Source organism: Vreelandella lutescens (assembly GCF_014640815.1).
GTDB classification, from domain to species: Bacteria; Pseudomonadota; Gammaproteobacteria; order Pseudomonadales; family Halomonadaceae; genus Vreelandella; species Vreelandella lutescens.
The window spans coordinates 18,062-32,376 of record NZ_BMHM01000005.1 but is presented as its reverse complement, the minus strand read 5'-3'; the positions used below and the strand labels follow the sequence as shown (position 1 = coordinate 32,376).

Here is a 14,315-nt window from a genome sequence, read left to right as displayed (position 1 = left end):
AGGAGGGTCACTATGTCAGATATGACAGTTAAAGATTTTGCAGTAAAAGTGGGCCGCGATGTGCCCCGCCTATTGGAACAGATGAAAGAAGCAGGCTTAAAGCATGCTTCTGAAGGCGACGCTGTGTCTGAAGACGACAAGCAGACGTTGCTGAGCTTTTTGAAGAAAAGCCATGGCGGCGGTGATAGCGAGCCGAGCAAAAACCGTATTACGTTGACGCGTAAAACCCGCAGCCGCATCAAAACCGGCGAGCGCGGTAAAACGATTGAAGTACAGGTTCGTAAGAAGAAAACCTACGTCAAAAGCGCTGAAGACGAAAAACCGAAAGCCGCAGAGCCTAGCTACACGGGTCCACGCCAGTTAGTGGGCGACATGGCTGAAGCTGAAGCTGAGCGCAAGGTGTCTGATGCGCGTGAAGCCGAGGAAAAAGCCGCTGCACAGAAAGCCCGTGCTGCACAGGTAGCGGAAGCGACTGCGCGTAGTAATAAAGAAGCTGAAGCAGCGCGTAGTAAAAAAGAGCTTGATGCAAAGCCTAGAACTGCTAAAGCGCCGGCGACACTTGATGTCGTGGTGCCTGAGCTTGAGATCGACGATACGCCGACAGGCGACGATCTGCCGCCAGCACCGCCGAAAGAAGGCCGTACCGACCGTCGTACCGCGCCGCCTAAAAAGGCTGCTGCGAAGAAGAAAGGTCGTGACGATGACGAAGACCGTGGCGACCGCGAAGAGCGTAAGCGTGGCGGTGGCAAGAAAGTGAAGCGTGCCGAACGCCGTGGCGGACGTCGCGGTGGCGCAAGCCAGAGCGGCAACGGTAAGCACGGCTTCCAGAAGCCGACTCAGCCGATCGTGCGTGAAGTCTCGATTCCTGAATCCATCAGCGTTGCTGAGCTGGCCGACAAAATGTCGATCAAGGCGAACGAAGTCATCAAGGCTATGTTCACCATGGGTGCGGCAGTGACCATCAACCAGACGATTGACCAGGATACAGCGGCCATCGTCGTGGAAGAGATGGGCCACAAGGTCAAACTGGTAAAAGATGACGCGCTGGAAACGGAAATGCTGGAAGGCATCTCCTATGAAGGCGAAGAGATTACCCGTTCACCGGTTGTGACCGTTATGGGTCACGTTGACCACGGTAAAACCTCGCTGCTGGACTACATCCGTCGTGCCAAAGTCGCCACTGGCGAAGCGGGCGGTATTACCCAGCACATCGGTGCTTACCATGTGGAAGACAACCACGGCGGCGTCACTTTCCTGGATACTCCTGGCCACGCGGCGTTCACCGCCATGCGTGCCCGCGGTGCAAAAGCCACCGACGTGGTTATCCTGGTGGTCGCGGCTGACGATGGCGTGATGCCTCAGACCGTCGAGGCGATTGAGCACTCGAAAGCGGCTGAAGTCCCCATGGTCGTTGCGGTGAACAAGATCGATAAAACGGGTGCTGATTTTGACCGCATTCGTAACGAACTCTCCCAGCACGGCGTTATCTCTGAAGAGTGGGGCGGTGACACGCAGTTTGTTCACGTGTCTGCCAAAACTGGTGAGGGTATGGAAGACCTGCTGGAAGCGATCCAGCTGGCCTCTGAAGTACTTGAGCTGACAGCCGTTCCGTCAGCACCCGGTAAAGGTGTTGTTGTCGAGTCTCGCTTGGACAAAGGCCGCGGCCCGGTCGCTACCGTACTGGTTCAGAACGGTACGCTGAAGAAGGGTGACATCGTACTGGCAGGCCTGCACTACGGTCGCGTACGTGCGCTGACCAACGAGCTAGGTCAACAGGTCGATACCGCTGGCCCCGCCATGCCGGTAGAGATCCAAGGCCTAGACGGCACGCCGGATGCGGGTGACGACTTCATGGTGGTCGCCGATGAGAAGAAAGCCCGTGAAGTGGCTAACTTCCGTCAGGGCAAATATCGTGAAGTGCGCCTGGCGCGTCAGCAGAAAGCCAAGCTGGAGAACATGTTCAGCCAGATGGGCCAAGACGAAGTGGCTAAGGTCAATATCGTCCTGAAAGCTGACGTTCAAGGCTCGCTGGAAGCGATCAAAGGTGCGTTGGAAGAGCTGTCCACGGGTGAAGTGGAAGTGGCCGTTGTGTCTTCAGGTGTGGGCGGTATCACCGGTACCGACGCTAACCTGGCACTGGCTTCTGAAGCGATTGTGGTTGGTTTCAACGTACGTGCTGACGCGGCTGCCCGCGAGATCATCGAGCGTGAAGGCCTGGATCTGCGCTACTACAGCGTTATCTACCAGCTGATCGACGAAGTGAAGCAGGCGATGAGCGGTATGCTCGCGCCCGAGTGGAAAGAAGAGATCGTCGGTGTGGCCGAAGTTCGCGACGTATTCCGCGCTCCGAAGATTGGTGCCGTTGCAGGCTGTATGGTCGTCGAAGGCACGGTATCCCGCAGCAAGCGCATCCGCGTTCTGCGCGACAACGTGGTGATCTACGAAGGCGAGCTCGAATCGCTGCGCCGCTTCAAAGACGACGTACAAGAAGTACGTAACGGTATGGAGTGTGGCATCGGCGTGAAGAACTACAACGATGTCCAGGTCGGCGACAAGATCGAAGTCTTTGACCAAGTGAAGGTCGAGCGCAGCCTGTAAGGCCGCGAGGAGCAAGCATGCGCGAATTTAAGCGTACCGACCGAGTAGCCGACCAGCTCCATAAGGAGCTGGCGGTACTGATCCAACGCGAAGTGAAAGACCCGCGCTTGGGCACGGTCACGGTCAGCGGTGCTACCGTTAGCCGTGATCTTGGCTACGCCGATATCTATGTCACCCTGCTGGGTGAACAGGAGCCCGAGCGTATCAAAGAGAACCTGCAGGTGCTGAAACGCGCCTCAGGGTTTCTAAGAAGCCAAATTGCCAAGCGTATTAAGCTGCGTCACGTACCGGAGCTGCGCTTTCATTTTGATGAAAGCGTGGTACGCGGCCAGCACCTCTCATCTTTGATTGACGAAGCGGTCTCCACTGACCGTGCCCGTCAAGCGGATGATGAGGGCGGCAGTGAAGAGCAAGGTGAGGAGACGCGTTAATGGCTCGTCGCCGTCGTGGATTACCGGTGAATGGCGTGCTGCTGCTGGATAAGCCGAAAGGCATCTCCAGCAACCACGCGCTGCAGCGTGTGCGTCGTCTGTTTGAGGCGCAAAAAGCCGGGCATACCGGCACGCTGGACCCTATGGCGACAGGCTTGCTGCCTATTTGCCTGGGGGAGGCCACTAAGTTTTCCGCGCATCTGCTGGAAGCCGACAAGATGTATCGCACCCGCGTCGAGCTGGGGGTGATCACCGATACCGGCGACGCAGAAGGCACGATCATTGAGCAGCGTGAGGTTCCATCACTCACGGCTGAGGCGGTGGAGTCGGTCTTAACGCAGTTTCGCGGTGAGATTGAGCAGGTGCCGCCGATGTATTCGGCCCTCAAGCATCAGGGCAAAAAGCTCTACGAGTTGGCCCGTGAGGGCAAACACGTAGAGCGTGCAGCGCGGCGGGTTAGCGTGTATGATGCGCGCCTGCTTGCCTTTGAGGGCGCCGCGTTTGAGCTGGAAGTAAGCTGCAGTAAAGGCACTTACATTCGCACGTTGGCCGAAGATATTGGCCATGCTCTGGGCTGTGGTGCTCATATTAGCCAGCTGCGCAGGCTTAAAACGGGGCCGTTTAATGGCGACGCCATGTGGACGCTAGAAGCATTGGAAGCCTTGGTAGACCAAGCCAGCCGTGAGGCAGAATTAATGCCTGCGGATGTGCTGGTCGACCATCTACCTTCGCTGAGTGTCGACGAGGCCTCTTATGGGCGTCTTGCCCATGGGCAGTCTGCCTACTTAGCCGCGGGTGAGTTATCACCGGATGCGCTAACACGACTTTATTACGCTGAGACGTTTATCGGCCTTGGCGTTGTAAAAGGGCCTGAGGAAGTAGCGCCCAAGCGGCTGTTAAGTACAGTCGCCATTTCGTAAAACGTTGCAAGGAAGCGGCGATTTGCGGGAAAATAGTAGCTTGAGACTGCAAATATGCGTGGTCTCACCCATTCATTTTTAGGCATATTGCTTACTGGAGAGACAGATGGCATTAACCGCTGAGAAAAAGGCCGAGATCGTCAACGAATACGGCCGCGGCGACAACGACACCGGTTCCCCTGAAGTTCAGGTTGCACTGCTGAGCGCTAACATCAACGGCCTGCAGGACCACTTCAAAACCAACAAGCAGGATCACCACTCTCGTCGTGGTCTGATCCGCATGGTAAACCAGCGTCGTAAGCTGCTGGACTACCTGAAGCGTAAAGATTTCGAACGCTATCAGTCTCTGATTCAGCGTCTGGGTCTGCGCCGCTAAGCAGTACCGGCAATGATTCGAAACGGGCAGCTCCTTGCGAGCTGCCCGTTTTTTTGTTTGTGGTAGCCGTAAGGCGCATCAACGCCTAGAATGGTGGCGAGTCAAAACGACCCAAGCGAAAAGACAAGTAGCTATTAATGTTAAAGGAAGTAGCCGTGAATCCGGTCAAAAAAACGTTTCAATACGGTCGTAGCACCGTCACTCTAGAAACTGGGCGTATCGCTCGCCAAGCCACAGGTGCCGTGATGGTCACCATGGACGAGACCGTCGTACTGTGTACGGTGGTGGCGAAGAAAGATGTGAACCCAGGCCAGCCCTTTTTCCCGCTCTCGGTACACTACCAAGAGAAGACCTACGCAGTCGGCAAAATCCCCGGTGGCTTCTTTAAGCGTGAAGGCCGCCCGACTGAGAAAGAGACCCTGACCTCGCGTTTGATCGATCGTCCGATCCGTCCGCTGTTTCCCAAAGGGTTTATGAACGAAGTACAGGTTATCTGTACCGTTCTGTCGACTGACCGTAATCATGACCCGGATATCGCGGCCATGCTGGGCACCTCGGCGGCGCTGAGCATTTCTGGCGTACCGTTTAATGGCCCGATTGGCGCTGCGCGCGTTGGCTTCAACGAAGAGCAGGGCTACTTCCTGAACCCCACGGTTGAAGAGCTGACCACGTCTGAGCTGGACATGGTGGTTGCCGGTACGGAAAACGCCGTACTGATGGTGGAGTCAGAAGCGCAAGAGCTGCTGGAAGATGAAATGCTGGGGGCGGTACTGTTTGGCCACCAGGAGATGCAGGTCGCGGTTAACGCCATTAAAGAGCTGGTCGCTGAAGCTGGTAAGCCGCGCTGGGAATGGCAGGCTCCTGCTGAGAACGTGGCGCTGAAAACCGCCATGGCCGACGCCTTTGAAGCCAAAGTAGGCGAAGCGTACCGCATCACCGACAAAATGGCTCGCCAGGACGCGCTAGCGGCCCTGAAAGATGAAGCCGTTGAGCAGTTAGTGGCCGCTGAAGGCGAAGAAGCAGAAGGTAAGTTCAGCAAAGATGACGTGAAGGGCGCATTCGCAGCGCTTGAGAAGCGCGTCGTGCGTTCACGCGTCGTCAAAGGTGAGCCGCGTATCGATGGCCGCGATAACGTCACCGTGCGCCCGCTGGCCATTGAAGTTGGCGTGCTGCCGAAAACTCACGGCTCTGCCATCTTCACCCGTGGTGAAACCCAGGCGATTGCCGTGGCGACACTGGGCACGCTGCGCGATTCGCAGCTGATCGAGTCGCTGGAAGGCGAGCGTAAAGACCGCTTTATGCTTCACTACAACTTCCCTCCCTACTCGGTTGGCGAAGCTGGCTTTATGGGTGGCCCCAAGCGTCGCGAAATCGGTCACGGCCGTTTAGCGCGCCGTGGTGTTCAGGCCATGCTGCCGTCTGAAGACGTGTTCCCCTATACCATTCGTGTAGTGTCGGAAATTACCGAATCCAACGGCTCTAGCTCCATGGCATCGGTATGTGGTTCTTCACTGGCGTTGATGGATGCGGGCGTTCCGCTGAAAGCGCCGGTGGCTGGTATCGCCATGGGCCTCGTTAAAGATGAAGACGGCTATGCGGTGCTGACCGATATCCTCGGTGACGAAGACCACCTGGGCGATATGGACTTTAAAGTGGCCGGTTCTGAAGAGGGCGTTACCGCTCTGCAGATGGACATCAAGATCGAAGGCATCAACGAAGAGATCATGGAGACCGCGCTGCAGCAGGCACACGAAGCACGCATTGGTATCCTGGCTCAGATGAACGCCGTGATCAGCCAAAGCCGTACCGACGTGTCTGAAAACGCACCGTCCATGGCAACGATCAAAATCGATCCCGATAAGATTCGTGACGTGATCGGTAAAGGCGGCGCGACTATCCGTAAAATTTGCGAAGATACCGGCGCATCGATTGATCTGGATGATGACGGCACCGTGCGCATTTACGCGGAAGACAAAGCGGCGGCTAAAAAAGCTATCGATACCGTACTGGCGATTACCGCTGAAGCGGAAATCGGCAAGCTGTATAACGGCAAAGTGGTGCGTATCGCCGACTTTGGTGCTTTTGTGAACATCATGCCGGGTACCGATGGCTTGGTGCACATCTCGCAAATCGTCCAGGAGCGCGTCAACAACGTTCGCGACTTCCTGAATGAAGGCGACGATGTCATCGTCAAAGTACTGGATATTGATAACCGCAATCGCGTGAAGCTCTCGATCAAAGAGATCACCGAAGAAGAGAAGGCAGCGTTTGCTGCTGCCGAAGCGGACGTCGCTAGCTAAGCAGCGTTACGCGTATGACCGACCGCCCCCGCAGCCCCTGGCTGCGGGGGCGGTGTTGTTTGTATCGGCACTGCTTGTAAAGGTACTGCCTGTATAGGTTCTGTTTGTGTAGGTGCTTAGGAATACGAGGACACAGCATGGAGCAACAGCTAACGCCGCGTTGGTGGGCGGTGGTCGCGGTGATGATGGGCATTTTCCTGTTGGTGACAGCCGAGCAGCTGCCCATTGGGCTGCTCTCTCAGGTGGCGGCCGATATGGGGGTGACGCCGGGCATGGCAGGGCTCATGGTGACCGTGCCCGGCGTGGTGGCCGCGTTTTCAGCGCCTCTTCTGCCCGTGGCAGTAGGACGTTTAGATCGTCGCATCATGCTGACGCTGATGATGGTGGTGATGGTTGTAGGCAGTGCGCTATCGGCGGTGGCCAGTAATTTTGCGCTGCTGTTAGCGGCCCGCGTGTTGGTAGGGATGAGCATCGGCGGCTTTTGGGCGATTGCGGGCAGTATTGCGCCGCGCTTGGTGCCTGGTGACCAAGTCGCCAAAGCCATGACGCTTATCTTTGGCGGTGTGGCGGCGGCGTCGGTGCTCGGCGTGCCGTTAGGCACGCTGCTAGGCGATGCCAGCCACTGGCGCGTTGCCTTCGGGGCATTAGGCGGGTTAAGCCTGCTCACCGCCATTGCGCTGTGGTGTTGGCTGCCGCCGCTGCCGCCAAAAGAGCCGGTGCGGTTGCGAATGCTGGCACAGCAGTTAAGTAATCGTGGGGTGCGCGTGGCGGTGCTCACGACAGGATTTGTCGTGGTGGGGCATTTTGTGGCCTATACCTTTATCAGCCCTATCTTGCAGGACATTAGCGGCGTGGCGCAGCGCCATGTGGGGAGTCTGCTGCTGCTATATGGAGCAGCGGGTATTTTAGGCAACATCGCTGCGGGGATGTTTGCTGGCCGCCACCCGTACCGTGCGGTGCTTGTGATTCCTAGCTTACTGCTGGTGGTTGTGGCGATCTTCCCGGTGGTGGGCGTAGAGCCTACCCGTGGCGTGCTGCTGTTAATGCTGTGGGGCGCTGTATTTGGCAGCGTCTCGGTGAGTGTTCAAACCTGGATACTGCGCACGGCACCCAATACCGAGGCCGCCACGGCGTTAATGGCCTTTGTGTTTAACATGTCGATTGGTGTGGGCGCTATGGTCGGTGGGCAGGTCGTGGACAGCACCAGCCTACCCATCACCATGTGGGCAGCCTCTGGCCTGTTCCTGCTGGGCATGCTGTTGGTATTGCGTACGCCATCACGTGTCGTAGGAGAAAAGCATCGCTAATCGCAAGGTAGAGAAAAGCGCGCTTCGCCTGTTCCGTTGAGCAAAAAAATGCCCCCGCAGTGCGGGGGCATTCATTGTCAGTAGCACCGACGTATTACGGACGCTCAATCGCCAGAGCGACACCTTGCCCGCCGCCGATACACAGCGTCGCGAGGCCTTTTTTGGCATCACGGGCAATCATTTCGTGCAGCAGCGTAATCAGTACGCGACAGCCGGATGCGCCGATGGGGTGGCCAATGGCAATGGCACCGCCGTTCACGTTCACCTTAGAGGTATCCCAGCCCAGCTCCTTGTTAACGGAGAGCGCTTGGGCAGCAAAGGCTTCGTTGGCTTCGACTAGGTCGAGGTCGTCTAAACTCCAGCCCGCTTTCTCTAGGCAGCGGCGAGTGGCCGGTGCCGGGCCAATGCCCATAATGGCAGGGTCAACGCCTGCGTTGGCATAAGCGGCAATGCGTGCCAGCGGCTCTAGGCCAAGCTCTTTGGCTTTTTCAGCCGAGCACAGCATGACCACGGCTGCGCCATCGTTAAGTGATGAAGCGTTACCAGCGGTCACGGTGCCATCTTTCTTAAAGGCAGGACGCATGCCGCCCAGTTTCTCGGCAGACACTTCGCGCGGGTTTTCGTCGGTATCAAAAACCACCGGGTCGCCTTTGCGCTGGGGCACTTCTACCGGCACGATTTGGCTTTTAAACTTGCCTTCTTTAATCGCGGCAGCGGCTTTTTGCTGTGAAGCGGCGGCAAATTCGTCCATCTCTTCACGGGTAATGCTGTATTTCTCAGCCAGGTTCTCGGCGGTGATACCCATGTGGTAGTTATTGAACGCATCCCACAGGCCGTCATGCACCATTGAGTCGATGGCTTTCCAGTCGCCCATGCGCTGGCCGTTACGAGAGTTAGGCAAGATGTGCGGGGAGGCTGACATGTTTTCCTGACCACCGGCCAGAATAATCTCAGCATCGCCGCAGCGAATGGCTTGGGTGGCTAAATGCAGCGCTTTAAGGCCAGAGCCGCACACTTTGTTGATGGTCATGGCAGGAACTGTTTCTGGTAGGCCTGCCTTGATGGCTGCTTGGCGTGCAGGGTTTTGGCCAACGCCTGCGGTGAGCACTTGGCCGAGCAGCACTTCATCAATTTTTTCAGGGGCCACGCCGGTCGTGGCGAGAATATCTTTAATGACCAGTGCACCTAAGTCACTGGCAGGAATGCCCGCAAGTGATCCACCAAAACTCCCTACGGCGGTGCGGCGTGCCGCTACGATGACCACGTCTTGCATAAAAAAGCTCCTTGGGTAAGTAACGCAACGTTCTCATTAAGGATAGCGAAGCCCCGCTGGGCCTATCCCTTGTTATTGGCATGTTGTGTCAGACTTACCCCTCAGCATAGGGGAAGGTTGTGCGTTGCGGCAATACGCTTTTTTAAGCAAATAGAAACGGGCCGATGAACGGCCCGTTTAACGATGCATTCTCAGCGGGTTAGCGTTATGCCAGCTGGACAGGAATGGCGTTGCTGGTGTGGCTCACGTGGTTGCCTTCCTGGAGGTACACCAGTGCAGGCTGGTGGTTTTCCAGCTCAGCTTCAGAGTAGTGAGCGTAGCTGCAAATAATAATGCGATGCCCGGGTGAGGCGAGGTGGGCAGCGGCACCGTTGATAGAAATTAAACGTGATCCCTCTTCGCCACGAATGGCGTAAGTGGTGAAGCGCTCGCCGTTTTCTACGTTATAAATCTGGATCTGTTCATTTTCGCGAATACCCGCCATATCCAGCAGGTCGCCGTCGATGGCGCACGAGCCTTCATAGTTGAGAACGGCATGGGTAACACGGGCCATGTGCAGCTTGGCTTTGAGCATAATGGTGTGCATGGAAACTCCTGGTAACGAGCTAGCCTTACGGGCTAGTCAGTGGCAGCACAAGGTAGCTGCACGCTGAGATTGTCGATCAGCCGGGCTGGGCCTAGTTTGGCGGCGGCGAGTAGCACGGCGTGGCGCGTCGCGTCTGTGACGGGGCCTAGGTGGGTATCCCGCAGCTCAAGGTAGTCGGGCGTAAAGCCGGCATCATACAGTGCGATTTTGCCCCGTTGTAGTACCTGTTCGGCGGATTCGCCCTGGGCCAGCGCATCGCGCAATGTGCACAGCGTTGTGTAGAGCGAGGGGGCGGTGGCACGCTCCTGTTCACTGAGGTAGCCGTTACGAGAGGAGAGCGCCAAGCCATCATCAGCACGTACAATCGGCACGCCAATAATCTCGATGGGCATGTGCAGATCGGCCACGAGCTTACGAATCACGGCAAGCTGCTGATAATCTTTTTCGCCAAAGCAGGCCACATCCGGCTGCACGAGATTAAACAGCATACTCACTACGGTGGAGACACCGTCAAAATGCCCGGGCCGCGAGCCACCGCATAGCCCTTCACCCACCTCAGGCACGTGCACCCGCGTCTGGGCGGTTAGCCCATTGGGGTAGAGCGCGCTGACGGTCGGGGCGAACAGAATATGGCATCCCGCCTCGGTGAGCTTGGTTTGGTCGGCCTCAAACGTGCGCGGGTAAGCGTCTAAATCTTCGCCAGGGCCAAACTGCATGGGATTCACAAACAGGCTGGAGACGACGATGTCTGCCTGTTGGCGAGCCTCGGCCACTAGGGCGAGGTGACCAGCATGCAGGTTGCCCATGGTCGGTACCAGCGCAATGCGCTGGCCGTTAAGGCGATGCTCGCGCAGGGTCGCGCGAAGCTCATTAATATCTCGCAAAGTGCGCATAGAGAAATCGCTGTCGCTCACTTAGAAACCGTCTCTTAGAAACAGTGCTCGGTTGCAGGGAAGGCGCGATTTTTGACCGCGTTATGGTACTGCTCAAATGCCCCCTGGATGGAGCTGGCCTCTTCCATGAAGTTCTTCACAAAGCGCGGTGTGCGGCCATGAGTAACGCCTAATACATCGTGCATCACGAGAATTTGGCCATCGGTATCCGGGCCTGCGCCAATACCTATAACAGGTACGTCTAACGCCTCAGTGACCGCTTTGCCCAGACTTGCCGGTACGCACTCAAGCAAAATCACCGACGCGCCTGCCTCTACAAGGACTTTGGCGTCGTTGATAATTTGTTCAGCCTGCGCGGCTTCACGGCCCTGGACCTTATAACCGCCTAGTTGGTAAACGGTTTGTGGTGTTAAGCCCAAATGGGCGCATACCGGCACGCCACGACGCGTTAGTTCGCGGATGCCATCGGCCATCCAGGCTTCGCCTTCCACTTTCACAAGCTCGGCACCGGCACGCATCAGTGCGGCCCCGTCTTCAAGCAGGCGTTCCGTGGTCGCGTTGCTCATAAACGGTAGGTCGACCATCAGTAGGCTATGGCCCTTACCGCGTGCTGCGCAGCGGGTGTGGTAGCAAATATCGTCCATGGTGACGGGCAACGTGCTGCTGTGGCCTTGTAGAACCATGCCTAAGGAGTCGCCCACTAGCAGAACATCAATACCAGCAGCGCTGGCGGCATGAGCAAAAGAGGCGTCGTAAGCGGTCAGGCAGCTGAACGTTTCTCCGGCGCGCTTATAGGCTTGTAGCGTGCTCAGGGTGACGGTTTTCATGGCGTACTCTCATTGTTTCTTCATGGGGCCGATGTGACCTGGCTCTGCGTCAACGTAGGCGTCAACACAAGCGGCGCTCGGCCATTATTATCGCGTGCGAGACGTCATTTGCGCGAAACGGCACATGCGTGAAGCGATGTAACCGGCAATTGTTACCTGAATGGGGGGGTGGTGTCGAGATTTGTGTCAGACGGTAGCACTGGGGGTGACAGACGCCTCGCCTAAGCGCCGAATATCCTTAACATCTACGCAGGTTAACCAGTGGTTAAGCGGCTGCTGATGCAGGAAAAGACTAGGGTTGGCGGTGCGAGCCACCTCGGCCAGCGGCACGATCACAAAGGCGCGAGCATGCATATGAGGGTGGGGCACAGTGAGGCGCGGCTGTTGAATCACGCGCTCACCGTAGAGCAGTAGGTCTAAATCTAACGTGCGTGGCCCCCAGTGGCGAAGCCGCCGCCTGCGGTGGTGCTGCTCCAGGGCCTGGAGCTGGTCCAGCAGCGCCAGTGGCGATAGCCGGGTATCCAGGCAGGCCACGGCATTGATAAAGTCTGGCTGATCCTGCGGACCCACGGGCGGCGTGGCATACAGCGACGAGCAGGCGACCAGCTGGCACAGCGGCAGTGCAGCAAGCTCGCTGAGCGCCTGCCGCACTTGGGCTTCTGGATGCTCTAAGTTGCTGCCTAAGCCAATATACGTACGGGTCGCGCTATTCACTGTTGGCCTTACGCGGTTTGCGACGCTTTTTACGCCGACGGTCGCCTTGGCTAGCAGGGTCACTGCCGACTTTTTGCAGCAGGCGTAGCTGTTCGTGCTCATCGCCTTTCTGAAATGCCGTCCACCAGTCGCCTAGCCCGCGAGGGATTTCGCCCGCTTGCTCACGTAGCAACAGAAGATCGTAGGCGGCGCGAAAGCGCGGGTGCTCGCGGGTTTGGAAAGCCCGCTTGCCCCGGCGCATCGGCAGACGCGCCTGCAGCTCCCATATTTCACGCATGGGGATGCCAAAACGCTTAGGAATCGAAATATGCTGGAGCTGGCGCGAAACCACCTCTTGCGAAGCCGCTTGCAGCGCAGGCACAGCGGGCATGCCCTCGCGCTCAAGTGCCGCTTGGCGATGCGCCACCGGTGCCCATAGAAACGCTGCTAATAAGAACGCCGGTGTGACTGGACGACCCTCAGCAATACGTTTATCGGTATTGGTCAGTGCCTGTTCGATCAGCTCTTCTGCCCAAGCGGCATCGGCCATGGCCTCTTCTGCTTCGGGGAACAGCATGCCAAACAGGTTGTAGTGGCTGAGCAGGCGGAAAGTGATTAAGCCGTGGCCCGCCATAAACAGCTTGAGCACTTCATCGAACAGGCGCGCCGGCGGAATTTGCAGCAGCAGCGGTGCAAGGTCGTACATCGGTGCTTCGGTGGCGGGCTCGATAGTGAAATCGAGCTTGGCCGCAAAGCGAACCGCCCGCAGCATCCGTACCGGGTCTTCGCGGTAGCGGGTGGCGGGGTCTCCGATCAAGCGCAGCGTGCGAGACTCAATATCCCGTGCGCCGTTGGCGAAGTCGTGGATCGTGAAGTCAGCAATATTGTAGTAGAGCGCATTGACGGTAAAGTCGCGGCGCAGCGCATCCTCTTCAATATTGCCCCACACGTTATCCCGCAACAGCAGGCCATCATCCGACTGATGGGCGATGTGGTCGCCATGTTCGTCCTGCGGTTTTCCGCGGAAGGTGGTGACCTCGATCACTTCACGGCCAAAGCGCACGTGCACAATGCGGAAGCGGCGGCCAATCAGGCGTGAATTGCGAAACAGATCGCGCACTTGCTCTGGCGTGGCGTTGGTGGCAACGTCAAAGTCCTTGGGCATTTTGCCCAGCAGCGCATCGCGGATACAGCCGCCTACCAGGTAAGCGTCAAAGCCTGCACCGTTGAGTCGGTACAGCACTTTTAAGGCAGCTTCACTGACCTGCTGGCGCGAAACAGGATGCTCGGAGCGCGAAATAACACGAGGGCTGAGCGCATCAGAAGCGCTCTCTGGGGAATCGAGCAGGGATTTCAAGCGCTCTCCCGGGCTATGTAATAAACGGGTAAATCCTTTAAACATGCGGCGATATCGACTCGCAGTGTATCGAAAACGGGTTCGAAAAACGTGACCGTATTGAGAACGGTAAGGGGTTGAGTGTATCCGACCCCCTGAGGCTTGCAAAGAGCGGCTTGCAAAGAGCGGCTTGCAAAAAGCAGCCTGCAAAGGCCAATGCGTGGGAGAGTGAGTGCCTATAAACGCGGAAAGGGGAGGCTACATGAGCCTCCCCCTACAAAGCAGACAATCAGCGTCCATGCTGCTGTTTTTATTCATGATGGCACATCGCCCTGAATACGCACCGCAGTCGGCAGGCGTAAGAACCACTCTGATTCCGACCGCCTCGTATTCAAAACAATAATCCAACCGCGAACTTTTTCTCCCGGCTTATTATTTTTAGCTCCGGGGGTGTACACCTATACTGCTGTTATTATTGTTGGGGCGCAGCTTCTTGTGTACGTCGCGTCCTTATTTGGGCACTTGTCAGTTATTGTTGTTGTTCGTTGCGCTGGTGACATACTTATGTGCTGTCACAGCGCTTACAAGTAATGAGACGCAAGCCTGTTATTCTTATTCGTGCCGTTATCTCTACCTGGCCCTGTTGTTTTTGTTATGGCTCAGGATGGGGCGGTGTCATGTTGTTTTTGTTAGCAACCTACCGCGCAGCCCAGTTTGTTCTTCTTGCCTAGTAATATTGCACTCGCCGTGCCACTCATTAGATACCTTTTACATT

The 14,315-nt window shown here is 57.0% G+C and carries 12 protein-coding genes; 6 read left to right on the top strand and 6 right to left on the bottom strand.

Annotated elements, in window-relative coordinates; all coding sequences use genetic code 11:
• Positions 1–12: 12 nt before the first annotated feature.
• The 6 genes from infB to IEW65_RS13200 all read left to right on the top strand — a co-directional run bounded on the left by infB (position 13) and on the right by IEW65_RS13200 (position 7,932).
• Entirely contained in the window at positions 13–2,598 is a 2,586-nt protein-coding gene (infB, locus tag IEW65_RS13225; RefSeq protein ID WP_188639956.1) for a translation initiation factor IF-2, read from the top strand.
• Positions 2,599–2,615: 17 nt separating this feature from the next.
• Positions 2,616–3,029 (top strand): 30S ribosome-binding factor RbfA, encoded by a 414-nt coding sequence (rbfA, locus tag IEW65_RS13220; RefSeq protein ID WP_083023355.1) that lies wholly within the window; start codon positions 2,616–2,618, stop codon positions 3,027–3,029.
• Positions 3,029–3,949: a tRNA pseudouridine(55) synthase TruB gene (gene truB / locus IEW65_RS13215; RefSeq protein WP_188639955.1), complete on the top strand. Its 921-nt coding sequence runs from the start codon at positions 3,029–3,031 to the stop codon at positions 3,947–3,949. Before rbfA ends, truB begins: the two co-directional genes overlap by 1 nt.
• Positions 3,950–4,055: 106 nt before the next feature.
• Complete coding sequence (gene rpsO / locus IEW65_RS13210) at positions 4,056–4,325, top strand: 30S ribosomal protein S15 (protein ID WP_009723734.1); 270 nt, start codon at positions 4,056–4,058, stop codon at positions 4,323–4,325.
• Between the two features lie 137 nt (positions 4,326–4,462).
• A complete protein-coding gene (gene pnp / locus IEW65_RS13205; RefSeq protein WP_188639954.1) occupies positions 4,463–6,625 on the top strand; it encodes a polyribonucleotide nucleotidyltransferase in 2,163 nt (720 codons plus the stop codon).
• Positions 6,626–6,762: 137 nt separating this feature from the next.
• Positions 6,763–7,932, top strand: a complete 1,170-nt coding sequence (locus IEW65_RS13200) for an MFS transporter (RefSeq protein WP_188639953.1) — start codon at positions 6,763–6,765, stop codon at positions 7,930–7,932.
• A gap of 94 nt (positions 7,933–8,026) precedes the next feature.
• On the opposite strand, the gene IEW65_RS13195 is transcribed toward IEW65_RS13200, so the two are convergent.
• From IEW65_RS13195 to pcnB, 6 genes are all read right to left on the bottom strand, one after another.
• Entirely contained in the window at positions 8,027–9,205 is a 1,179-nt protein-coding gene (locus IEW65_RS13195; RefSeq protein ID WP_188639952.1) for an acetyl-CoA C-acetyltransferase, read from the bottom strand.
• Positions 9,206–9,410: 205 nt separating this feature from the next.
• On the bottom strand, positions 9,411–9,791 hold the full coding sequence (gene panD, locus IEW65_RS13190; RefSeq protein ID WP_058578292.1) for an aspartate 1-decarboxylase: 381 nt from the start codon (positions 9,789–9,791) through the stop codon (positions 9,411–9,413).
• A 32-nt stretch (positions 9,792–9,823) separates the two neighbouring features.
• Positions 9,824–10,684 (bottom strand): pantoate--beta-alanine ligase, encoded by an 861-nt coding sequence (panC, locus tag IEW65_RS13185; protein ID WP_188639951.1) that lies wholly within the window; start codon positions 10,682–10,684, stop codon positions 9,824–9,826.
• Positions 10,685–10,719: 35 nt separating this feature from the next.
• A complete protein-coding gene (panB, locus tag IEW65_RS13180) occupies positions 10,720–11,511 on the bottom strand; it encodes a 3-methyl-2-oxobutanoate hydroxymethyltransferase (RefSeq protein ID WP_188639950.1) in 792 nt (263 codons plus the stop codon).
• 186 nt (positions 11,512–11,697) lie between these two features.
• On the bottom strand, positions 11,698–12,225 hold the full coding sequence (gene folK / locus IEW65_RS13175) for a 2-amino-4-hydroxy-6-hydroxymethyldihydropteridine diphosphokinase (RefSeq protein ID WP_229755568.1): 528 nt from the start codon (positions 12,223–12,225) through the stop codon (positions 11,698–11,700).
• Positions 12,218–13,606: a polynucleotide adenylyltransferase PcnB gene (pcnB, locus tag IEW65_RS13170; protein ID WP_188639948.1), complete on the bottom strand. Its 1,389-nt coding sequence runs from the start codon at positions 13,604–13,606 to the stop codon at positions 12,218–12,220. Before pcnB ends, folK begins: the two co-directional genes overlap by 8 nt.
• Positions 13,607–14,315: the final 709 nt, after the last annotated feature.

Coding starts and splice junctions, on each gene's coding strand:
- infB (WP_188639956.1), top strand. CDS start 13: ATGTCAGATATGACAGTTAAAGATTTTGCAGTAAAAGTGGGCCGCGAT.
- rbfA (WP_083023355.1), top strand. CDS start 2,616: ATGCGCGAATTTAAGCGTACCGACCGAGTAGCCGACCAGCTCCATAAG.
- truB (WP_188639955.1), top strand. CDS start 3,029: ATGGCTCGTCGCCGTCGTGGATTACCGGTGAATGGCGTGCTGCTGCTG.
- rpsO (WP_009723734.1), top strand. CDS start 4,056: ATGGCATTAACCGCTGAGAAAAAGGCCGAGATCGTCAACGAATACGGC.
- pnp (WP_188639954.1), top strand. CDS start 4,463: ATGTTAAAGGAAGTAGCCGTGAATCCGGTCAAAAAAACGTTTCAATAC.
- IEW65_RS13200 (WP_188639953.1), top strand. CDS start 6,763: ATGGAGCAACAGCTAACGCCGCGTTGGTGGGCGGTGGTCGCGGTGATG.
- IEW65_RS13195 (WP_188639952.1), bottom strand. CDS start 9,205: ATGCAAGACGTGGTCATCGTAGCGGCACGCCGCACCGCCGTAGGGAGT.
- panD (WP_058578292.1), bottom strand. CDS start 9,791: ATGCACACCATTATGCTCAAAGCCAAGCTGCACATGGCCCGTGTTACC.
- panC (WP_188639951.1), bottom strand. CDS start 10,684: ATGCGCACTTTGCGAGATATTAATGAGCTTCGCGCGACCCTGCGCGAG.
- panB (WP_188639950.1), bottom strand. CDS start 11,511: ATGAAAACCGTCACCCTGAGCACGCTACAAGCCTATAAGCGCGCCGGA.
- pcnB (WP_188639948.1), bottom strand. CDS start 13,606: ATGTTTAAAGGATTTACCCGTTTATTACATAGCCCGGGAGAGCGCTTG.